Source organism: Tenacibaculum sp. M1.3A (genome assembly GCF_057732375.1).
The window spans coordinates 35,710-55,432 of record NZ_JBYJEF010000002.1 but is presented as its reverse complement, the minus strand read 5'-3'; the positions used below and the strand labels follow the sequence as shown (position 1 = coordinate 55,432).

At 30.9% G+C, this 19,723-nt stretch carries 16 protein-coding genes; 7 read left to right on the top strand and 9 right to left on the bottom strand.

What is annotated here, in order from left to right; genetic code table 11:
• Window positions 1–15: 15 nt before the first annotated feature.
• Entirely contained in the window at window positions 16–1,098 is a 1,083-nt protein-coding gene (dinB, locus tag AC28QF_RS02870) for a DNA polymerase IV (protein ID WP_488200863.1), read from the top strand.
• On the opposite strand, the gene AC28QF_RS02865 is transcribed toward dinB, so the two are convergent.
• The 4 genes from AC28QF_RS02865 to rplU form a co-directional block, all read right to left on the bottom strand.
• Window positions 1,095–2,933, bottom strand: a complete 1,839-nt coding sequence (locus AC28QF_RS02865) for a tetratricopeptide repeat-containing sensor histidine kinase (protein ID WP_488200864.1) — start codon at window positions 2,931–2,933, stop codon at window positions 1,095–1,097. The two genes, dinB and AC28QF_RS02865, sit on opposite strands and share 4 nt — an antisense overlap.
• A 77-nt stretch (window positions 2,934–3,010) precedes the next feature.
• Window positions 3,011–3,745, bottom strand: a complete 735-nt coding sequence (locus tag AC28QF_RS02860; RefSeq protein WP_488200865.1) for a LytR/AlgR family response regulator transcription factor — start codon at window positions 3,743–3,745, stop codon at window positions 3,011–3,013.
• Between the two features lie 359 nt (window positions 3,746–4,104).
• Complete coding sequence (gene rpmA / locus AC28QF_RS02855; RefSeq protein ID WP_488200866.1) at window positions 4,105–4,365, bottom strand: 50S ribosomal protein L27; 261 nt, start codon at window positions 4,363–4,365, stop codon at window positions 4,105–4,107.
• Between the two features lie 22 nt (window positions 4,366–4,387).
• Entirely contained in the window at window positions 4,388–4,873 is a 486-nt protein-coding gene (gene rplU / locus AC28QF_RS02850) for a 50S ribosomal protein L21 (protein WP_488200867.1), read from the bottom strand.
• A 204-nt stretch (window positions 4,874–5,077) separates the two neighbouring features.
• On the opposite strand from rplU, the gene AC28QF_RS02845 reads away from it, so the two are divergent.
• Window positions 5,078–6,391 (top strand): M16 family metallopeptidase, encoded by a 1,314-nt coding sequence (locus AC28QF_RS02845; RefSeq protein WP_488200868.1) that lies wholly within the window; start codon window positions 5,078–5,080, stop codon window positions 6,389–6,391.
• 21 nt (window positions 6,392–6,412) lie between these two features.
• Complete coding sequence (locus AC28QF_RS02840; protein WP_488200869.1) at window positions 6,413–8,461, top strand: insulinase family protein; 2,049 nt, start codon at window positions 6,413–6,415, stop codon at window positions 8,459–8,461.
• Between the two features lie 54 nt (window positions 8,462–8,515).
• Here the strand turns inward: AC28QF_RS02840 and AC28QF_RS02835 are convergent, their stop codons facing one another.
• Window positions 8,516–9,388: a DMT family transporter gene (locus tag AC28QF_RS02835; RefSeq protein WP_488200870.1), complete on the bottom strand. Its 873-nt coding sequence runs from the start codon at window positions 9,386–9,388 to the stop codon at window positions 8,516–8,518.
• Between the two features lie 92 nt (window positions 9,389–9,480).
• Between AC28QF_RS02835 and AC28QF_RS02830 the strand changes: the two genes are divergently transcribed.
• Together AC28QF_RS02830 and AC28QF_RS02825 are read left to right on the top strand one after the other, a co-directional pair.
• A complete protein-coding gene (locus tag AC28QF_RS02830) occupies window positions 9,481–9,954 on the top strand; it encodes a cation transporter (RefSeq protein ID WP_488200871.1) in 474 nt (157 codons plus the stop codon).
• An 87-nt stretch (window positions 9,955–10,041) separates the two neighbouring features.
• Window positions 10,042–11,088, top strand: coding sequence for a COX15/CtaA family protein (locus tag AC28QF_RS02825; RefSeq protein ID WP_488200872.1), 1,047 nt, complete (start codon window positions 10,042–10,044; stop codon window positions 11,086–11,088).
• A gap of 106 nt (window positions 11,089–11,194) precedes the next feature.
• Here the strand turns inward: AC28QF_RS02825 and gldD are convergent, their stop codons facing one another.
• Genes gldD through mutY form a run of 4 tightly spaced genes read right to left on the bottom strand, consistent with a single transcriptional unit; the run spans window position 11,195 to window position 14,569 of the window.
• Window positions 11,195–11,746 carry a gliding motility lipoprotein GldD gene (gldD, locus tag AC28QF_RS02820; protein ID WP_488200873.1) on the bottom strand — a complete coding sequence of 184 codons (552 nt, stop codon included), beginning with the start codon at window positions 11,744–11,746 and terminating at the stop codon, window positions 11,195–11,197.
• Complete coding sequence (gene gldE / locus AC28QF_RS02815; protein WP_488200874.1) at window positions 11,739–13,040, bottom strand: gliding motility-associated protein GldE; 1,302 nt, start codon at window positions 13,038–13,040, stop codon at window positions 11,739–11,741. Before gldE ends, gldD begins: the two co-directional genes overlap by 8 nt.
• Before the next feature lie 19 nt (window positions 13,041–13,059).
• Complete coding sequence (locus AC28QF_RS02810) at window positions 13,060–13,491, bottom strand: single-stranded DNA-binding protein (protein ID WP_488200875.1); 432 nt, start codon at window positions 13,489–13,491, stop codon at window positions 13,060–13,062.
• Window positions 13,492–13,525: 34 nt separating this feature from the next.
• Window positions 13,526–14,569, bottom strand: coding sequence for an A/G-specific adenine glycosylase (mutY, locus tag AC28QF_RS02805; RefSeq protein ID WP_488200913.1), 1,044 nt, complete (start codon window positions 14,567–14,569; stop codon window positions 13,526–13,528).
• A gap of 257 nt (window positions 14,570–14,826) precedes the next feature.
• On the opposite strand from mutY, the gene AC28QF_RS02800 reads away from it, so the two are divergent.
• Together AC28QF_RS02800 and AC28QF_RS02795 are read left to right on the top strand one after the other, a co-directional pair.
• Window positions 14,827–18,147, top strand: coding sequence for a SusC/RagA family TonB-linked outer membrane protein (locus tag AC28QF_RS02800; protein ID WP_488200876.1), 3,321 nt, complete (start codon window positions 14,827–14,829; stop codon window positions 18,145–18,147).
• A gap of 18 nt (window positions 18,148–18,165) precedes the next feature.
• Window positions 18,166–19,707: a RagB/SusD family nutrient uptake outer membrane protein gene (locus AC28QF_RS02795; protein WP_488200877.1), complete on the top strand. Its 1,542-nt coding sequence runs from the start codon at window positions 18,166–18,168 to the stop codon at window positions 19,705–19,707.
• The last annotated feature ends 16 nt before the right edge of the window (window positions 19,708–19,723 follow it).

The following is a 19,723-nucleotide window of genomic DNA, read 5'->3' as shown; positions in this document are numbered from 1 at the left end:
ATTTAGCTTCAAAAAATGTCTCTTCAACCGCCATATCGTAAAATTATTCATGTAGACATGGATGCCTTTTATGCTTCGGTTGAGCAATTAGACAATCCTGACTTAAGAAATAAACCTCTTGCTGTTGGCGGTAATGAAATACGTGGTGTAGTTTCAGCTGCTAGCTACGAAGCTCGAAAATTTGGCGTTAGATCAGCCATGAGTGGTATGTTAGCTAAAAAAAAATGCCCTCATTTAATATTTGTTCCTCCTAGGTTTGATCGTTACAAAGAAATTTCCTCAAAAATTAGAGCAATTTTTTACGATTATACCGATTTGGTAGAACCACTGTCTTTAGATGAAGCTTATTTAGATGTTACCGATAACAAAAAAAGTAATTTATCAGCTAGTTTAATTGCCGAAGAAATTCGTGAACGCATTTGGAACGAACTCGAATTAAGAGCATCCGCAGGAATATCTATCAATAAATTTGTAGCTAAAATTGCTTCTGATATTAATAAACCTAACGGTCAGAAAACCATTAATCCTGATGAAGTTGTTCCGTTTTTAGAAGAACTGTCTGTCAATAAATTTTACGGTGTCGGTAAGGTTACCGCTGCCAAAATGCATAATTTAGGTATTTTTAAAGGGTTAGATTTAAAGAAAAAAACACTAGAAGAGCTTACTATTTTATTTGGCAAATCTGGGTTGCATTATTACAATATTGTAAGAGGGATTCATAATAGCGAGGTAAAACCGAATAGAATTAGAAAGTCTGTTGCTGCCGAAACTACTTTTAATGAAAATTTATCTTCTGAAATTTTTATGTTACAACGTCTTGAAAAAATAGCAGATGAGTTAGAACGCAGAATGAAAAAATCAAATACCAAGGGAAAAACCGTTACTCTAAAGATAAAATACAGCGATTTTACACAACAAACTAGAAGTAAAACTATTGATAATTATATTCAAGATAAAAAAGATTTTTATCCGATTATAAAAGAGCTATTATATCAAGAATCCTTAAAAAACTCTGTTCGTTTACTTGGTATTTCTTTTAGCAATTTAAACACCGAAATAAAAGAAACAACATGGGTGCAGTTAAAATTTAACTTTTAAATTAAAGGTAGTTTTAAAGATACTTTTGTTCCTTTAATTTCACCTTTTTCATCTATTAAATCAACATAAACCAATGAATAATCATTTTCAAATTGAGAAGAAAAATTCATCAATCTTTCTTTAGTCAAATCAATACCTATCGATTTTCTATTTAATGTTTTATTGCTTTTAATTCTAAAAGCTTCTTTACGTCCAACTCCGTTATCTTCTATATCAATTTGAACAAATTTATTTGAGATTTTATCAACAGATAATACTACTTTTTTATTTCCTTTCTTTGAAGACAAACCATGCCAAATAGAATTTTCTAAAAAAGGTTGTAAAATTAATGGTGGTATTTTAATAACTTCCATATTTACATTTGAATTTATTTTTTCTTCATATATTATTTCATTTGAAAAACGAATATTTTCAATACTCATATATAAATTCATTGTTTTAAGCTCTTCTGCAAGACTCACTTCTTTTACCGTACTAGACTCTAGAATGTTTCTGATTAACTTTGAAAATTTATTTAAATAACGAACTGCATTTTTTTGTTCGTTATTAATAATATACAACTTAATAGAATTTAATGCATTAAACACAAAATGAGGGTTCATTTGAATTCTTAAAGCATCTTGTTCTAAAAGTAATATTTGTTTATCATTTTTTAACAAACGCTGTCTGTATATTGAGTATAATAAAACTCCAAATAAAGCTATTGATACCAGTGCTATAATTAAAATATTACGGTTTCTTAATAATTTTAGTTTAGCTATTTCATTTTCTTTTGCTAAGCCTTTAATTTTATTAGTATTTACCTCACTATCATACCTATCAATAAGGCTGTTTACATATCTAATATTTTTATTATTATACGTTTTTCTCTCTACATCTATAGATTTGTGATAGTAATCTAAAGCCTTTTTATAATCTCCTTTTTTTTGATTTAATTCAGATAAGTGTGCATATGATAATGTTAAACTAGAAAGAATATTATTTTCTAAGCCTATTTTAAGTGATCTTTCTAAATAATCTTTAGCATCTTTATCTTTATTTAACTTTATAGATATCCAACCAAACGTATTGTATACTTCTGCTAAATAATATCTATTACCTATTTCTTCTGCTACGGTAATAACTTCTATAATATATTCGTATGCTTCATTGTATTTTCCTTTTTGAATTAAAACATCAGCAATACTATTATGGCAAATTACTTTTCCTAATTTGTCATTATTTAAAGTATTATATCTTAATGATTTTTGATAATTTTCTAACGCTAAATCTAAATCTCCAATGTTTTTATAGGCAAACCCAATATTTTGATGGTTAATTGCTAAACCTTTTCTATCATTTAAGTTATCCTGAATAAGTATAGATTGGTTAAATTTTTCTAAAGCTCTTCCGTATTGTTTTAGTGCCAAATAAATGTTTCCAATACTATTTATAGTAATACTATTGCTCTTTTTAATATCCTCATTTGGGTTTTGTATTTTAGAAACAATTTCTAAAGCTGCTTGATGATGGTTTAAGGCTGATTTAATTTCATCTTGACGCCTATAAACAACTCCTAATTGATTTAATATTACAATCTCTGCTTCTTTACTGTTTATTCGTTTTGCTAACTGTAATGCCTCGTTATACTTTTCTACTGCCTTGCTATACTCTGTTGTATTTCTAAATAAACGCCCTTCAACCTTTTTTGCAAATATTTCTCCTATCACATAATCACTCTCAGTACTTTCTTTTAAAAGTCTTTTTATCTGTGCTTCAGTAAATATCGCTCTTTTAAAATGTTGTTGAACTTTAAAATAATTGGTTTCTTTTTTATCTAAAAAACTTGTAATCAAGCTATCAACTTTGTTCTGTGATAGACAAATACTAGTAGTTAAAAAAAATAAGAATACTATATGGAAGGATTTCATTTTTAAAATTTTTCTAGAAAGTCAGACTTCCTTTGGCGTGAAACAGGTATTTTATGATTATCTTCTAAAATCACATAACCATCCGACCTTAAAAATTCTTTAATCTTATTTAAATTGATAACAAATGAATTATGAATTCTAAAAAAATGTTCTTCTGGGAGTAATAAATTAATTTCTTTTAACTTTTTTGTTACTACAATTTTTTTATTGTTGGTGGTATGAATAGAACAATAATTCCCATCAGATTCAACAAATAAAATTTCTGATTCTTCTAAGAAAATTAATTTTCCATCAGTATTTATTGTTATTTTTCTTTTTTTAAATTTCTTGTTAAAGTTTGAAAGTATTTGCTCGAATTTTTCGTGGCTATTATTTTTAACGTAATGACTTTTAATTCTATTTAATGTTTCTTCCAAATCATCAGAATCTACAGGTTTAAGCAAATAATCGATTGCTTCATTTTTTAGAGCCTTTATAGCATACTCATTATAAGCTGTTGTAATTACAATTGCAAAATCTTTTTTATCTAATTTTTCAAGCAATTGAAAACCATCCATTGTTGGCATTTCAATATCTAAAAACAAACAATCTATAGAGTTACTATTAATATATTTTATAGCTTCCTCTGCATCAGTAAATGTTTCTATAACTTCTAAATCAGTGTCAAAATTAGACAATTCCCAAGTAAGCCCTTGTATAGCCTTAGGCTCGTCATCAACAATTATAGCTTTTAACATATAGTAGTATTTCTACCAAATGTAACTGATATTAATGTAATAATAAAACGTAAAAAATGAAGAAACTGTCTAAAAAACATAAAAACTTACCTAAAAAAACAATACAAAAACCATTTATACACAAATTAATGCCGTTTACACATTAGTGGCTTTATAAAATATATTTACATTATATATTTGCGTCATAATACACAAGGGAATCATATTGATAAATTGGGGGATTAATCAATAAGAAATTAAAAAAACAAGCATTACTTTATAGTAGTGTTTTTTTTTGCACTAAATTTAATTTCGTTTTAAAACACAAAAAAGCTCAAACAACATGTGTTTGAGCTTTAATTTATTAAATCAAAAATTTCTTAAGCCTCGAAAGGAACTATAGAAACGTATGATCTGTTGTTTCTTTTCTTTCTGAATTCAACTACACCATCAACTCTAGCATGTAAAGTATGATCTTTTCCCATGTAAACATTTTCACCTGGGTTGTGAGTTGTTCCTCTTTGACGAACAATAATGTTTCCTGCAATTGCAGCTTGTCCTCCAAAAATCTTTACTCCTAGTCGTTTCGATTCTGATTCTCTACCGTTCTTCGAACTACCGACACCTTTTTTATGAGCCATCTCTCTAAGTTTTTAAAGTTAATTATTTGCTTAACGCTTCAATTAATTCTGCTTTCTTTAAAGAAGTATATCCTGAGATACCATTTTCTTTAGCTAAAGCTTTTAATTCAGCAACAGTCATTGAACTTAAGTCCTTAGATTCCGCTTTCACTTCTTCCTTAGAAGCTGCTGCTTTAGTTACTGTTTTTTTAGCACCAGATGCAGCAATTCCTTCGATTTGAATCTCAGTTAAATACTGTCTGTGTCCGTTTTTCTTCTTGTAACCTTTTCTTCTTTTCTTCTTGAAAACGATTACTTTATCACCTTTTAAGTGACGTAATACCTTTGCAGTTACTCCTGCACCTGTTATAGCTGGGGCGCCAATAGTTACGTTCCCTTTGTCTTCAATTAGCATTACATTATCAAAAATTACTTCTGATCCTTCTGCGTCTTGTAAACGGTGTACGAATACCTTTTGGTCTTTTGCTACTTTAAATTGCTGCCCTGCTATCTCTACGATTGCGTACATACTTTTTGTTTTGCGTTATACTTATTTTACACTTTCTTAGTGAAAATGCGGATGCAAATATACATTTTTTACAACAAACAAGCTTTAATTCAGTAAATTAATCTTCAGTTTATAAAAAATAATTTATTCTGCCTTTTTTAGTGTAACGAATATCTTAATTTCACGTCACATATATTAAAATCAGTTAAAACTAAAATTTTATCAATGAAAAAAAGTATTATAACTCTTAGTGCTGTTTTGTTTATTGGCTTTGCTGCTAATGCACAAAAAGTAGCCTTTGAAGAGTACGATTTAAGTAATGGAATGCATGTAATTTTGCATCAAGATAAATCTGCACCAGTAGTAACAACAGCTGTAATGTACCATGTTGGTGCTAAAGATGAACAGCCAGACAGAACAGGAATGGCTCATTTTTTCGAACATTTACTGTTTGAAGGAACCAAAAACATTAAAAAAGGAGATTGGTTTAAAATTGTTTCTTCTAACGGAGGTAAAAACAATGCAAATACAACCGACGACAGAACATATTATTACGAAGTATTTCCTTCTAACAACTTAGAATTAGGTTTATGGATGGAATCTGAGCGTTTATTACACCCCGTTATTAACCAAGGTGGAGTTGATACTCAGAATGAAGTTGTAAAAGAAGAAAAAAGATTACGTGTAGATAATCAACCTTACGGTAGCTTTTTAGAGAACGTTAAAAAGAACGTTTTTAAAAAACACCCTTATAAAGGAACTACTATTGGAAAAATGAAACATTTAGATGATGCTACTTTAGCTGAATTCTTAGCGTTCAATAAAAAATTCTACGTTCCTAATAACGCAACTTTAGTTGTTGCTGGTGATATTGATATTAAAACAACTAAGAAAATGGTACAAGATTATTTTGGCCCAATTCCTAGAGGTGCAGAAATAACTAGAACTTTCTTAAAAGAAGACCCTATTACCAAGCAAATAAATGCAAAGGCATACGATGCTAACATTCAAATACCTGCAATAGTTAATGCCTACAGAACTCCATCTATGAAAACAAGAGATGCTAGAGTTTTAGATATGATTTCTACTTATTTAAGCGATGGTAAAAGTTCTGTTTTATATAAAAAATTAGTAGATACTAAAAAAATGGCATTACAAGTTGGTGCTTTTAGTTCTAATCAAGAAGATTACGGAACGTATATTGTTTACGGTCTTCCTTTAGGAAAAACACCCTTAACTGATTTAACTAAAGAAATTGATGAAGAGATTGTAAAAATTCAAACCAATTTGATTTCTGAAAAGGCATATCAAAAATTACAAAACAAATTCGAAAACAATTTTGTAAACGCTAACGCTAGTGTTGAAGGAATTGCAAATTCATTAGCTCGTTACAATGTTTTATATGGAGATACTAATTTAATTAATACAGAAATTGATATTTACCGTTCAATTACTCGTGAAGAAATTAAAGAGGTTGCTAAAAAATATTTAAACCCTAATCAACGATTAGTTTTAGAATATTTACCAAAAAAGAAATAAATCAAAAGACAATAATATATTATGAAGACAAAAATAGTATCACTTATCGCAATCTTAGCAATGTCTTTTGCTACAACTGCACAGATAGATAGAAGCGTACAACCCAAGCCAGGACCAGCACCAAAAGTGCAATTAGGTAAAGTTGATAAATTTACATTGCCAAACGGGCTACAGGTTATAATGGTTGAAAACCATAAATTACCAAGAGCCTCTGCAAGTTTAACTATTGATAACAAAGCTGTTATTGAAGGGAACAAAGCAGGTGTATCTAGTATGATGGGAAGTTTATTAGGCCGCGGAACAGTAAATATTACAAAAGATGAGTTTAACGAAAAGGTAGATTATCTTGGTGCTCGTGTTAACTTTTTTAGTTCTGGAGCTGCTGCTGCATCATTAAAAAAATACTTTCCTGAAGTATTAGGGTTAATGGCAGACGGAGTTAAGAACTCTCAGTTTACTCAAGAAGAATTCGACAAAGAGGTTAAAGTTACTTTAGACGGATTAAAATCTGAAGAAAAAAGTGTAACAGCTATCGCTAGAAGAGTTGAAGGTGCTTTAATCTATGGTAAAAATCACCCTTTTGGTGAGTTTACCACCAAAGAATCTATCGGTAACATTTCACTTACAGATGTTCAGAATAATTTTAACACCTATTACAAACCAAATAATGCTTACTTAGTAATTGTTGGAGATATTGATCCTTCAGAAACTAAAAAAATGGTAACAAAGTTGTTTGGTGACTGGAAAAAAGGAAATGTACCTGCGGTTGCTTTTTCTAAGCCAGAAAACGTAAATACTACCGAAATTAACTTTATCAACATGTCTAATGCAGTACAATCAGAAATTGTAGTTGCAAATAACATTGATTTAAAATTAGGTGATAAAGATTATTATGCTGCTTTATTAGCAAACAGTATTTTGGGTGGTGGCGGAACTGCTCGTTTATTCATGAATTTACGTGAAGATAAAGGGTACACTTATGGTTCTTACTCTAGTGTTAGGCAAAGCAGAGATGCTGCTACATTTAGGGCTACAGCAAGTGTTCGTAATGCTGTAACTGATAGTTCTGTTGTAGAAATTCTAAAAGAAATCAACAAAATTCGTTATCAAAAAGTATCTGCTGAAGAATTAAAAAATGCCAAAGCTAAATATGTTGGTGATTTTGTAATGGAGGTTCAAAAGCCAGCAACTGCTGCACGTTATGCTTTAAACATTGCACTTTATAACTTGCCTGCAGATTTTTATGAAAACTACTTAAAAAATATTAACGCTGTAACTTTAGACGATGTTCAAAATGCAGCAATTAAATATTTTAGAGGTGATAAAGCTCGTATTATAATTACTGGTAAAGGAATTGAGGTTTTAAAGAATTTAGAAAAAAATTCTGATTATAAAATCAACTACTTCGATACTGAAGGAAATCCTACTACTAAGCCTGCAATGACACTACCTGTTCCTGCAGGAATGACTTCTGCTAATGTTGTAGATAAATATTTTACTGCAATTGGAGGTAAAGACAAAGTTGCAGCTGTAAAATCATTAATGATTTCTTCTGATGCCAAAATACAAGGAATGCAATTGAATTTAGTTCAAAAAAATGTAGCTCCTAATAAATCATTAGTATTAGTTTCTATGATGGGTAATGTAATGCAAAAAGTAGTTTTTAATGGAGATAAAGGCTATCAAGAAGCTCAAGGTCAGAAAAAAGAAATGGCTGGTGAAGAGTTGGATGAAGCAAAATCTACAGCAGCTCCTTTTACAGATTTAGCTTACAAAAAGGGTGAATTATTAAGAGTAGAACCTATTGATGGTAAAAATGCTTATGTCATTAAATATGGTAAATCTGAAATATTTTATGACGTGGCTTCTGGACTAAAGATAAAAGAAGTGAAAACGGCAAAAGGCCCTCAAGGAGAAATGAAAGTTCCAACAACTTTTTCTGATTATAAAGAATTCAAAGGGATTAAGTTCGCGCACAAAGTTACCCGAACAAACGGACCTATGAAAATGGAATTCATTGTAAAAGAAATAAAAATTAACGAAGGTGTTTCTGATGCCGATTTTCAGTAAATAGAAAAATGTTAAAATAAATAAGAGAGCCGAAGCGAAAGTTTTGGCTCTCTTTTATTTTGATCTATTTGTAATCCAAACTCCAAATAAGATAACTCCACCAGCAAGCAATTGAATTACACTTAATTGCTCACCGTCAATAATTCCCCACATTACTGCTATAATCGGAATTAAATAAGTTACAGACGAAGCAAAAATTGGCGAAGAAATATGTACTAAATCATTAAAAATAACCTTTGCCATTGCCGTTCCTAAAAGCGCTAAAACAATTATATATAATAACGCTGGCTTAGTTTCAGAATTTAATTCGAACTCAGTAAAAAAGCCTGTACAACCTAATATTATTAACACAGGAATTATCACTATTAAAAAGTGCCCAGTAGTAATAGTAAGTCCATCTAAATCATGTAAATATTTCTTTATAATATTTACATTAAACGCATAACCCACTGAAGAAATAATAGGTAACAAAGCATACCAATAATTCTGATTTGGATTTAAGTCTGCTCCTTTTAAAATTAAAATTAGCGTTCCTACCAAACCTATAAAAATTCCTATAAACTGCCTTTTCTTAAAAGCAAAACCAAACACTAAAGCACCAATAATAAAAGTATTAAATGGTGTTAGTGAATTTAATATTGATGCTATTGAGCTATCGATTCCTTTAATTGCGTATGCAAACAAAAATGCTGGAAAAAAAGTACCTACTAAAGTACTTATGAAAACATATTTCCAATGTCTTTTTTTTATTTTTCGTAAACTTTTAAAACCAACTATAATCACAAAAATAGCAGCAAAAAAAGTTCGTAAAGCAGCCACATGAATAGGCGATATACTTATTAATGCTTTTTTCATTAAAATAAAAGAACTTCCCCAAACTAGTGAAAGAACTACTAAATAGAACCATTTTCGTTGTTGATTATTCATTTTCAATTCATTTAAGCACAAAATTCGTTTATTAATATCTATAAATTTGATTTTATTAATAACTTTGCTAAATAACTCAATAAATTAAAATAATGAAAATTCAAAAAATAATATTCGTTTTAACTCTTGTTAGTTTTTTGTCCGTTGGATGCAAAAACGAAGCAAAGAAAGATGACGCTACTAAAGGTGAAAAAACTGAAGTTGCTGCAAATACAAAAGAGCTTTCTTTAAATATTTCAGGAATGACCTGCGAAATAGGATGTGCTAAAAAAATAGCATCTGATTTATCTAAAAAAGAAGGAGTATTAGAAGCTAACGTGGTATTTAACGATAGTATTGCCAATGTAAAATATGATGCAAACATTACAAACAAAGCCGATTTAATTGCTTTTGTGGAAGGAATTGGTAGTGGCGACATGTACAAAGCTTCAGAAACAAGTAAAAAAGAATGCAAAGAAGGTTGCACCATGGCTTGTTGTGCGAAAAAAAACATAGAAAAGAAAACCTGTGATGCCGACTGTAAAAAAGAATGTTGCACAAAAGGTGATGCTAAGAAAAAAGCATAAATTTGGTCTTAAAAATAAAAATCAAGCTCCTCTTTTGAGGGGCTTTTTTTATGCGATTATCTTATCTTTGTAAAAACTTTTCTTCTGATGAAAAAACATTTTCCGCTCATAGTCAAAATTTCATTGATTGCTGTATACCTTATTTTTTTAGCAGGTTCTGTAGTTCGTATGACAGGATCTGGAATGGGCTGCCCAGATTGGCCAAAATGTTTCGGGTATTACATTCCACCAACCTCAGAAGAGCAAATTACTTGGCAACCCAACACTTCATATAAACAAGGAATGATAATCGTTAAAAACGAGGTTTTATTCGTTGCTGAGAGTGATGTGAAAACAACAGTAGAGTTTAACAATAATAATTGGATTAAATACACCAAGCACAGCTACGCAAAATTTAATAAATTTCATACTTGGACAGAGTACATCAACCGGTTAGCTTCTGCTTTGGCTGGAATTCCGTTTTTGTTTTTAATTTTCGTTTCCACTAAATTTTGGAGAGAAAAGAAAATCATTACACTTTTATCTTTCGGAGCTTTCTTTTTAATGCTTTTTGAAGCTTGGCTAGGTAAAACTGTGGTAGATTCTAACTTAAAACCTACTATTATTACCATTCACATGGTTGGTGGTTTAGTTATTGTTGGCTTGCTATTATGGTTGCTATTTATAGTTTCTAAAGCTAAAAATATATCAGCTACGCACGAAGAGACAAATAAAAGTAAATACAATTCGCTTTTTAATAAATTGTTAATCGTTTCTGTAGTATTTTCTTTAGTTCAAATTGCACTCGGAACTCAAGTTCGTCAATTTATTGATGAGCAAGTAAAATTATTCGGATTCGACAACAAACAGTATAGTTTACTAAATCCCAGTTTTAAGTTTTACTTTCACCGTTCGTTTACCATTGCAATCGTATTGGTAAATATGGGAATATTTTACTTAAATCAAATTAAAAACTTAGGGTACAAATTAGTAAACTGGATTGTGTTCTTGATTTTTTTAGAAACCATGACTGGTATTTTAATGTATTATGCTGATTTTCCTATCGGAACGCAAGCAATACACTTACTTTCTGGAGCTATTTTATTCGGATTACAATTTTACTTATTACTACAAAATAGGAGTGTGAAAGAATAAGTTCGAAGTAACGAAACTTTATGAAATTTCTAGCCCCGATTGTAGCATTTGTTTGAGCTCCTCGCAGAGAGCGAGTGCGGAAAGCGGGAAATAGCTTCAACAAAAATTAATCCTCCCACTCTAAGGTTTCCAACATATGAATCATATCTTTTTTGATATATTCAACTGCTGGTAAAATAGAATCGTAATTAGGTTTTGTGTAAAAAAACAGCGATCCTTTTAAAAAATGATTTGTGCTGTCGGTAACATGAAATTGAATTTGAGAGGCCGCATTTCCTGATATTTCACACATTTTACCATATATTTTTTTATCTGCATCTGCATAATCTCTCCAAGAAATATGGTCGGCTTTTACGGTATGCTCTAAAACCAATTTTTCAGCTTCAACTAGCAATTCTTTTAAATTATTATTTACAGGTCGGTACGTAATATCTACCGAAGCCTTTAATTTAGGGTATTGTATTTTTAACCAATTTTGCGGTAAATTTGTAACCGTCGCGTTTTTTGCAACATCAAAACGGTAAGGTCTTGTTTTATTTAACTTATTATATGCTGTTTCTGGATACTCAAGACTTAAATAACCTTTAGGTTTTGGCAAAATTTCTTCACCACAACTTAATAATAACATTACTGAGATCAACAATAAAAATTTATGCATTTCGTGTTGCTTTTACTTGTTTTATACGCTTCTTATCTAATGCTTCTATAGTAAACGTATAAATATTAAAGATTATTTTCTCCCCCTTTTTAGGAAACTTACCAGATACCTCTAAAATAAAACCTGCTAAAGTTTCACTTTCTCCTTTTAACTCTTCAAACTTCTCTTCATCATTATCATCTAATACACGACAAAAATCTTTAATAGTTGTTTTACCTTCAAAAATATAATTGTTTTCATCAATTTTAGAATATGTTAAATCATCATCATCAAATTCATCATTTATATCTCCTACAATTTCTTCGATAACATCTTCTAGCGTTACAATTCCGCTTGTTCCGCCATATTCATCTACAACAATTGCTAAGTGTTTTTTCATCTCCTGAAACTCACTTAATAAATCATCTAATTTCTTATTCTCTGGTATAAAAAAAGCTTCGCGCAATAATTCCTGCCACTGAAAACTCTTTTTATTTAAATATGCCAATAGATCTTTTGCATATAAAACACCTCTAATATTATCTATATTTTCGTGATAAACAGGGATTCTTGAATAACCATTTTTTAAAATCATTTTTAAAACCTCTTCATACGAAGTATCGTCTGCAATTGCACAAACATCAGTTCTCGGTTTCATAATCTGTACCGTTTCAGTATTACCAAAACTTACAATACCTTCTAAAATTTTTTGCTCTTCTTTTGTTGTTGCTCCGCTTGATGTTAACTCTAAAGCCTGTGACAAGCGCTCTACAGAAAGATTGTTATTTTTGTTACCTAGCTTATTTTCTACAATACTAGTTAACTTTATAAGTGGCGTGCTTAACGGAGTTAAAAGAATATTTAAAACCTGAATAGGCTTAGCCATAAAACTAGCAAATTTCATTGATTTTCTGGTCGCATATACTTTTGGCAATACTTCACCAAACAATAAAATTAAAAAAGTTACTAAAACAACTTCTATTAAAAATTTTATTCCGCTAGAAAGTCCACTAAAAAAAACCTCCCCTAAGGAAGCAAATATTAGTACAATAAGAATATTTATGAAATTGTTTGTTATTAAGATTGTTCCTAATAATTTCTTCGGATTTTCAAGAAGCAATACAACGGTGCTTTTTCCTTTTAATGAAGATGAAAGCTCATCTAATTGAGTTTGTGATATTGAAAAAAAAGCTACTTCGGTTCCTGAAACCAAAGCTGAGCAAACTAATAAAAAAAGTAATGCAAAACAGTTTATTGTTGTTAACCAATTAATGGCTGACAAGACTAAAAACAAGGAGTTGGGTTCTGTATCCAATTTTTATAATTTAAGTAAACTAGAATGGTAAATCATCATTATTTCGTGGTGCTACATTAGGTGCAGCATTATTTTTTTGTACTATTTCGGTATTAGAACCTCCGTTAGTTAAGTCTTTTTTTGTTGTTAGAAAAGTCATTTCTTGTATCTGAATTTCTGTAGCATAACGTTTTTGACCGTCTGCTTCGTACTGACGTGTTTTAATTCGTCCTTCACAATACACTTTATCTCCTTTTGTTAAATATTTCTCACAAATTTCTGCCAGTTTATTGCGTACAACAATATTATGCCACTCTACATTGGTTACTTTCTCGCCTGTTTGACGATTTGTGTACGTTTCGTTTGTTGCCAAAGGGAAACGACCAATAGCGCTACCGCCTTCAAAATAATGCATTTTTACAGCATCACCTAAATGACCTATCAAAATAACTTTATTAATTGTACCTGCCATAATTTACTGTATAAAATCAAATATACAAAATTTACTATTTGTTCTCTGTAAATTCGTTCAAAAACTTATCTATCAAAACAGGCACAGGATACTGCTTAATATCTTGCCATAAAATAGTTTTTTCTTCGGTATTTGAAATTTTAACAATCCAAAATTTTGTAAATAAATGCTGATGTGATAATTTATGAACAATATCTTCTTTATTAAATAACGACAATAAGGTTTCTTTAGGAAAAAGCAATGAAAATTGCTCGCTAGCAACTAATGCTGTTTCAGATACTGGTTCTTTTGTTTCAATTAACGGAAATTGATACATTCCTTGCCAAATACCTTTACCTATTCTTTGCTCTATAATTGTTTTTTTTTCATCTGTAATAACCACCAAGAAATTAAAATAACGCTTTTTTATTTTGATTTTCTTCTCTTTTACAGGAAGTTCCTTAATTTGTTTTTTAGCTAATGCAATACAACTTTCAGATAACGGACAAGAATCGCATAGCGGATTCTGCGGCTTACACTGCATTGCACCGAAATCCATTATTGCTTGATTGTAAGTTCCTGGTTGAGAAACATCAATTAATGTTTGTGCTAATTCTTTAAACTCCTTTATTCCTTGTGATGAGTTTATTGGCGTACTGATTCCGTAATAACGCGCCAAAACTCGATACACATTTCCATCAACAACCGCCACAGGCTCATCGTAACAAACAGATGCTATTGCAGAAGCTGTATAATCTCCAACTCCTTTTAATTTTATGAGCTCTTTATAGTTTTTCGGAAAAACACCGTTAAGTTCGTTAGCTATATGTTTAGCTGTAAAATGTAGGTTTCTTGCCCTTGAATAATACCCTAAACCTTGCCACAATTTAAGCACTTTACTTTCATCGGCTTTTGCCAAGTCAAACACTGTGTCAAACTCACTTGTAAAGGTCATAAAATACGGTAATCCTTGCGCTACTCTTGTTTGTTGCAACATAATTTCACTTAACCAAACCAAGTAAGGATCTTTAGTTTTACGCCAAGGCAAATCTCTTTTGTTTTTTAAATACCATGTTAAAATTCGTTTATTCATTTTTATCTTTTTTGTTTTTTTTTAAAAAAACTCATAAAAAAAAGTTAAATTGTTATTTTTTCACTACTTTCACAGCCTAATTCATCTTTAATATACTATAAATAAATACAAGACTAAATCATTAATTTTTAAGGTTTTTAATAGAGTGTTTTATTTCTACTCTAATATTTAAATATATTAACCAGCAAAAATAGCAGTAAATATGTTCCATTGCTTTAGATAAAAGGGATATTTTACAAATACTAATTCAAATATTTAATTTTATGCACAAAATTACAAAAACACTGATACTGTTTTTTATTTTAGCTTTTCAACTCACCTATGGACAGGAAGACCTAACCATTAAAGGTGTTGTTTCTGATCAATCTGGGCCATTGCCTGGTGTTACAGTAATAATTAAAGGTACTACACAAGGTACTGAAACAGATTTTGATGGAAATTACTCTATTAAAACAAAATTAAAAAGTGTACTTGTTTTTAGTTTTGTTGGAATGATAACTGTAGAAAAGACAGTTAACTCAGTCGCTCCTATTAGAGTTGTTATGACTGAAGACAGTAATCTTCTTGAGGAAGTTGTTGTTACTGGTATGACAGTTACAGATAAAAGGTTATTTACTGGAGCCTCAACCTCTATAAAAGCAGTAGATGCAAAATTAGATGGTGTTCCAGAAATAAGTAGAGCATTAGAAGGTAGAGCTGCTGGTGTAACTGTACAAAATGTATCGGGAACTTTTGGTGCTGCTCCAAGAATTAGAGTTCGTGGTGCAACATCAATTTATGGTAACTCTAAACCTTTATGGGTTGTTGATGGAATTATTTTAGAAGATGCAATTGACATCTCTGCAGGTGATTTATCTTCTGGAGATGCAACTACGTTAATTAGTTCTTCTATCGCTGGTTTAAACGCTGATGACATTGAAAGTTTTGAAGTTTTAAAGGACGGTTCTGCAACTTCAATTTACGGTGCACGTGCAATGGCAGGGGTTATTGTTATTACCACTAAAAAAGGTAAGGCGGGTGTTAGTAATATAAACTATACAAATGAAACTACCTACAGAATGAGACCTTCTTATAATGATTTTAACATTATGAATTCTCAAGAGCAAATGTCTGTATACGAAGAAATGCGTACTGGTGGATGGTTAAATTATGGAAGTGTCGCTAATGCTAGAGATAGTGGTGTGTACGGTGAAATGTACCAATCATTTAATCAATTAGATTCAAACGGAAATTTCCTTGTTCAAAATACCCCTGAGGGTAGAGCTGCTTTTTTAAGAAAAGCAGAACTTAGAAACACCAATTGGTTCAACGAATTATTTAATGTAAATGCTATGCAAAATCACTCTATTAACATGTCCTCAGGAACTGATAGAGCAACATACTATGCTTCGTTAAGTGCTTTAGTAGATCCAGGATGGACTAAAGCAAGTAGCGTTAACCGTTATACAGCTAATTTTAAATCAATCTTTAAAGTTTCAGATAAATTAACTTTAAATACTATTAGTACAGGTTCTTATAGAAAACAAAAAGCACCAGGTACATTGTCTAGAGATGTTGATGTTGTAAGTGGTACGGTAAAAAGAGATTTTGATATAAATCCATATTCTTTTGCGCTAAACTCTTCAAGAGCATTAGATCCAAATAAGAATTATACAAGAAACTATACTGATTTTAATATAGCTAATGAATTAGAAGAAAACTATATTGATATTAACATTGTGGACTTAAAGTTTCAAGGAGAATTACAGTATAAAGTAAATTCAAAAGTAAATTTAAGTGTATTAGGGGCTTTAAAATACCAAACTTCTTCATTAGAACACAATACAACAGAGTTTTCTAATCAAGCAAATGCTTTCAGAGCTATGGGTAACGAAATAATTAGAGGTTCTAATACATTCTTATACACAGACCCAGATGATCCTTTTGCTGTACCTATAAGTGTTTTACCAGAAGGTGGTATTTATAGAAAAACAGATTATGATATGTTAGGATATGACCTTAGGGGTACTTTTTCATATAAAGATGTTATTAAAGACGATCATACTGTAAACTTTTATGCTGGAGCAGAAATGAATTCAGCTGATAGAAGTACAACTAATTTTACAGGATGGGGACTACAGTACTCATTAGGCGAAGTACCTTTTTATGGATATGAATTATTTAAAAAAGGAGTTGAAGAAAACAACCTTTATTACGGTGTAGGTAATACAAAATATAGAAATTTAGCTTTTTTCGGAAACGCTACTTATTCATGGAAAAGACGTTATACTGTTAATGGTACTTTCCGTTACGAAGGATCAAATAAATTAGGAAAAGCTACTAGTTCTAGATGGCTACCTACTTGGAACGTATCTGGTGCTTGGAATGTTCACGAAGAAGATTTCTTCGAAAACTTAGGTCCTTTGGAAAATCTTACACTAAGAGCTTCTTACAGTTTAACTGCAGATAGGGGGCCAGAAAGTGTGTCTAATTCTTTAGCTGACATTAGAAGTTTTAACCCTTGGAGACCGTCTGCAGGAGTAAAAGAAAGCGCTTTATTTGTAAGTTCTTTAGAAAATAGCGAACTAACCTATGAGAAGAAACATGAATTGAATTTAGGACTTGATGCAGGCTTCTTTAATAACCGTTTAAGTTTAGGTATGGACTGGTATCAAAGGAATAATTTTGATCTTATCGGGCCTATTAATACACAAGGTATAGGTGGTGAAATTACAAAATTTGGTAACGTTGCAGAAATGGAGTCAAGTGGTTTAGAATTAGCTATATCAGGAACTCCTATAAAAACGGATAACTTCTCTTGGCAAACAAGTTTTATCTATTCTAAAACAAAAAACAAAGTAACCAAATTAGAATCTCAACAAAGAGTAATCGATTTAGTTACTGGATATGGTTTTGCTAGAGAAAACTTTCCTGTAAGAGCAATTTTCTCAATTCCTTTTGCTGGGTTAAACGATGAAGGGTTACCTACATTCTTAGATCAAGATGGTAATACCTCTATTTCAGATGTTAATTTTCAAGAAAGAGATAAATTAGATTTTTTAAAATATTCAGGTTCTGCAGATCCTACAGATGTAGGTAGTTTTGGAAATATCTTTAAATATAAAAATTTACGTTTAAATATTTTTACAACGTATTCGTTTGGTAATGTAATAAGATTAAACCCTGTATTTAGTTCATCATATTCAGACTTATCTGCTTTACCAAGAGAATTTGAAAATAGATGGGTGTTACCTGGTGATGAAAACAGAACAGATGTACCTGTTATTGCAACAACAAGACAGGCTCAAGAAATTGGAGCATTTAATTTAAGAACAGCATATAATGCGTATAATTATTCTGATGCTAGAATAGCAAAAGGTGATTTTATCCGTCTTAAAGAAGTTTCTTTAGCTTATAATTTTCCAAATGATCTTGTAGAAAGATTAAGCCTTAAAAGCTTATCACTAAAATTACAAGCTACTAATTTATTACTATTATATTCAGATGATAAATTAAACGGGCAAGATCCAGAATTTTTTAACTCTGGTGGAGTTGCAAGTCCTTTAGCAAAGCAACTTACATTTACATTAAAATTAGGATTATAATTTATAAAAAATAATAAAATGAAAAATAATATAAGCAAATTATTTGCACTACTTTTTCTATCTTTTATTGTTGTTTCTTGTGATGAATTTTTAGATGAATTACCTGATAACAGAACAGAAGTAGATAATAATAATAAAATCCGAAAGATATTAGTTTCAGCATACCCAACAACCAGTTATGGTTTAATTGCTGAATTATCTTCAGATAATATTGATGACTATGGTGAAAACGCACCAGGTTCTACTAGATTTTATGAGCAAACAGCATATTGGGAGGAAATTACAGAAACCGACAACGATGGTCCCTCTTCTGTATGGGGTGCACTTTATAGTGCTATTGCAAATGCCAACCAAGCATTAGACGCAATTGAAAGTCAAGGAAGCCCTGCTACATTATCTGCAGAAAAAGGAGAAGCTTTAATGGCAAGAGCTTACGGACACTTTATACTAGTAAATATGTTTAGTCAGCACTACAATACCCAAACAAGTGCTACTGATTTAGGTGTTCCTTATTTACAAGTTGCAGAAACTACTCTTAACCCACAATATGAAAGAGGTACAGTAAAAGATGTCTATGAAAAAATTAATGAAGATATCGAAAAAGCATTACCACTTATTCGTGATGATATTTATGATGTGCCTCAGTATCATTTTAATGTAAAAGCATCATATGCATTTGCTGCAAGATTTAACTTATATTACGAAAACTGGGCAAAAGCAAAAGAATATGCATCTGTGGTATTAACAACAAACCCAACTAGTGTATTAAAAGATTGGCAGGCGTTAGGGTTAATACCTAATGGTAACAAACCTATTTCTTATACAGAAGCTAATGGTAACTTACTAACACAAGCCACTGGTGGTTCTGCAGGAGTAGTTTTTGGAGCCTATAGAGCTGGTGAACGCTTCAATCATACAAGTACCGTTAATAATAGAGAAACATTAGGTGTTGCCTTGCCTTGGGCTAGCAATGCACGATTATACCCTTATTTCCAACCTCGTTCAATAGTTATTGCTAATCTTGACAAAATTCTATCTTTAAAATTAGCATATCTATTCGAAGTAACAGATGCTGTTTCAGGAATTGGATTTAGTAGATGTGTTAGAAACCCTTTTACTACTGACGAAACATTATTAGTAAGAGCAGAAGCTAATATTATGTTAAAGCAATATGCTGATGGTTTAGAAGACTTAAATATATTTACAAGAAACTATAATCAATTAAGTCCTGAAACAAACATCGCTGAGGTGAATTCTTTTTATGATGGCGTTGCTTATTCTTCTGAGGCTACAGCAACACAGAAGAAAAACTTAAACCCTAAGTTTACGATTGATGCAGGTACACAAGAGAACATGCTACATTACACACTTCAACTAAGAAGAATACTTACCATGCATGAAGGTTTACGTTGGTTTGATAATAAAAGATATGGAATGAGTATACCTAGATACCAAAACGGAACAGGTGTTGTCGATGTATTGGCTGCCGATGATGCTCGTAAGGCAATACAATTACCACAGGATGTTATTTCTGCTGGCTTAACACCTAATCCTAGATAAATTTAAAATATTATAA

Coding starts and splice junctions, on each gene's coding strand:
- dinB (WP_488200863.1), top strand. CDS start 16: ATGTCTCTTCAACCGCCATATCGTAAAATTATTCATGTAGACATGGAT.
- AC28QF_RS02860 (WP_488200865.1), bottom strand. CDS start 3,745: ATGTTAAAAGCTATAATTGTTGATGACGAGCCTAAGGCTATACAAGGG.
- rpmA (WP_488200866.1), bottom strand. CDS start 4,365: ATGGCTCATAAAAAAGGTGTCGGTAGTTCGAAGAACGGTAGAGAATCA.
- rplU (WP_488200867.1), bottom strand. CDS start 4,873: ATGTACGCAATCGTAGAGATAGCAGGGCAGCAATTTAAAGTAGCAAAA.
- AC28QF_RS02845 (WP_488200868.1), top strand. CDS start 5,078: ATGAAAAAAAGTATTATAACTCTTAGTGCTGTTTTGTTTATTGGCTTT.
- AC28QF_RS02840 (WP_488200869.1), top strand. CDS start 6,413: ATGAAGACAAAAATAGTATCACTTATCGCAATCTTAGCAATGTCTTTT.
- AC28QF_RS02835 (WP_488200870.1), bottom strand. CDS start 9,388: ATGAATAATCAACAACGAAAATGGTTCTATTTAGTAGTTCTTTCACTA.
- AC28QF_RS02830 (WP_488200871.1), top strand. CDS start 9,481: ATGAAAATTCAAAAAATAATATTCGTTTTAACTCTTGTTAGTTTTTTG.
- AC28QF_RS02825 (WP_488200872.1), top strand. CDS start 10,042: ATGAAAAAACATTTTCCGCTCATAGTCAAAATTTCATTGATTGCTGTA.
- gldD (WP_488200873.1), bottom strand. CDS start 11,746: ATGCATAAATTTTTATTGTTGATCTCAGTAATGTTATTATTAAGTTGT.
- AC28QF_RS02810 (WP_488200875.1), bottom strand. CDS start 13,491: ATGGCAGGTACAATTAATAAAGTTATTTTGATAGGTCATTTAGGTGAT.
- AC28QF_RS02800 (WP_488200876.1), top strand. CDS start 14,827: ATGCACAAAATTACAAAAACACTGATACTGTTTTTTATTTTAGCTTTT.
- AC28QF_RS02795 (WP_488200877.1), top strand. CDS start 18,166: ATGAAAAATAATATAAGCAAATTATTTGCACTACTTTTTCTATCTTTT.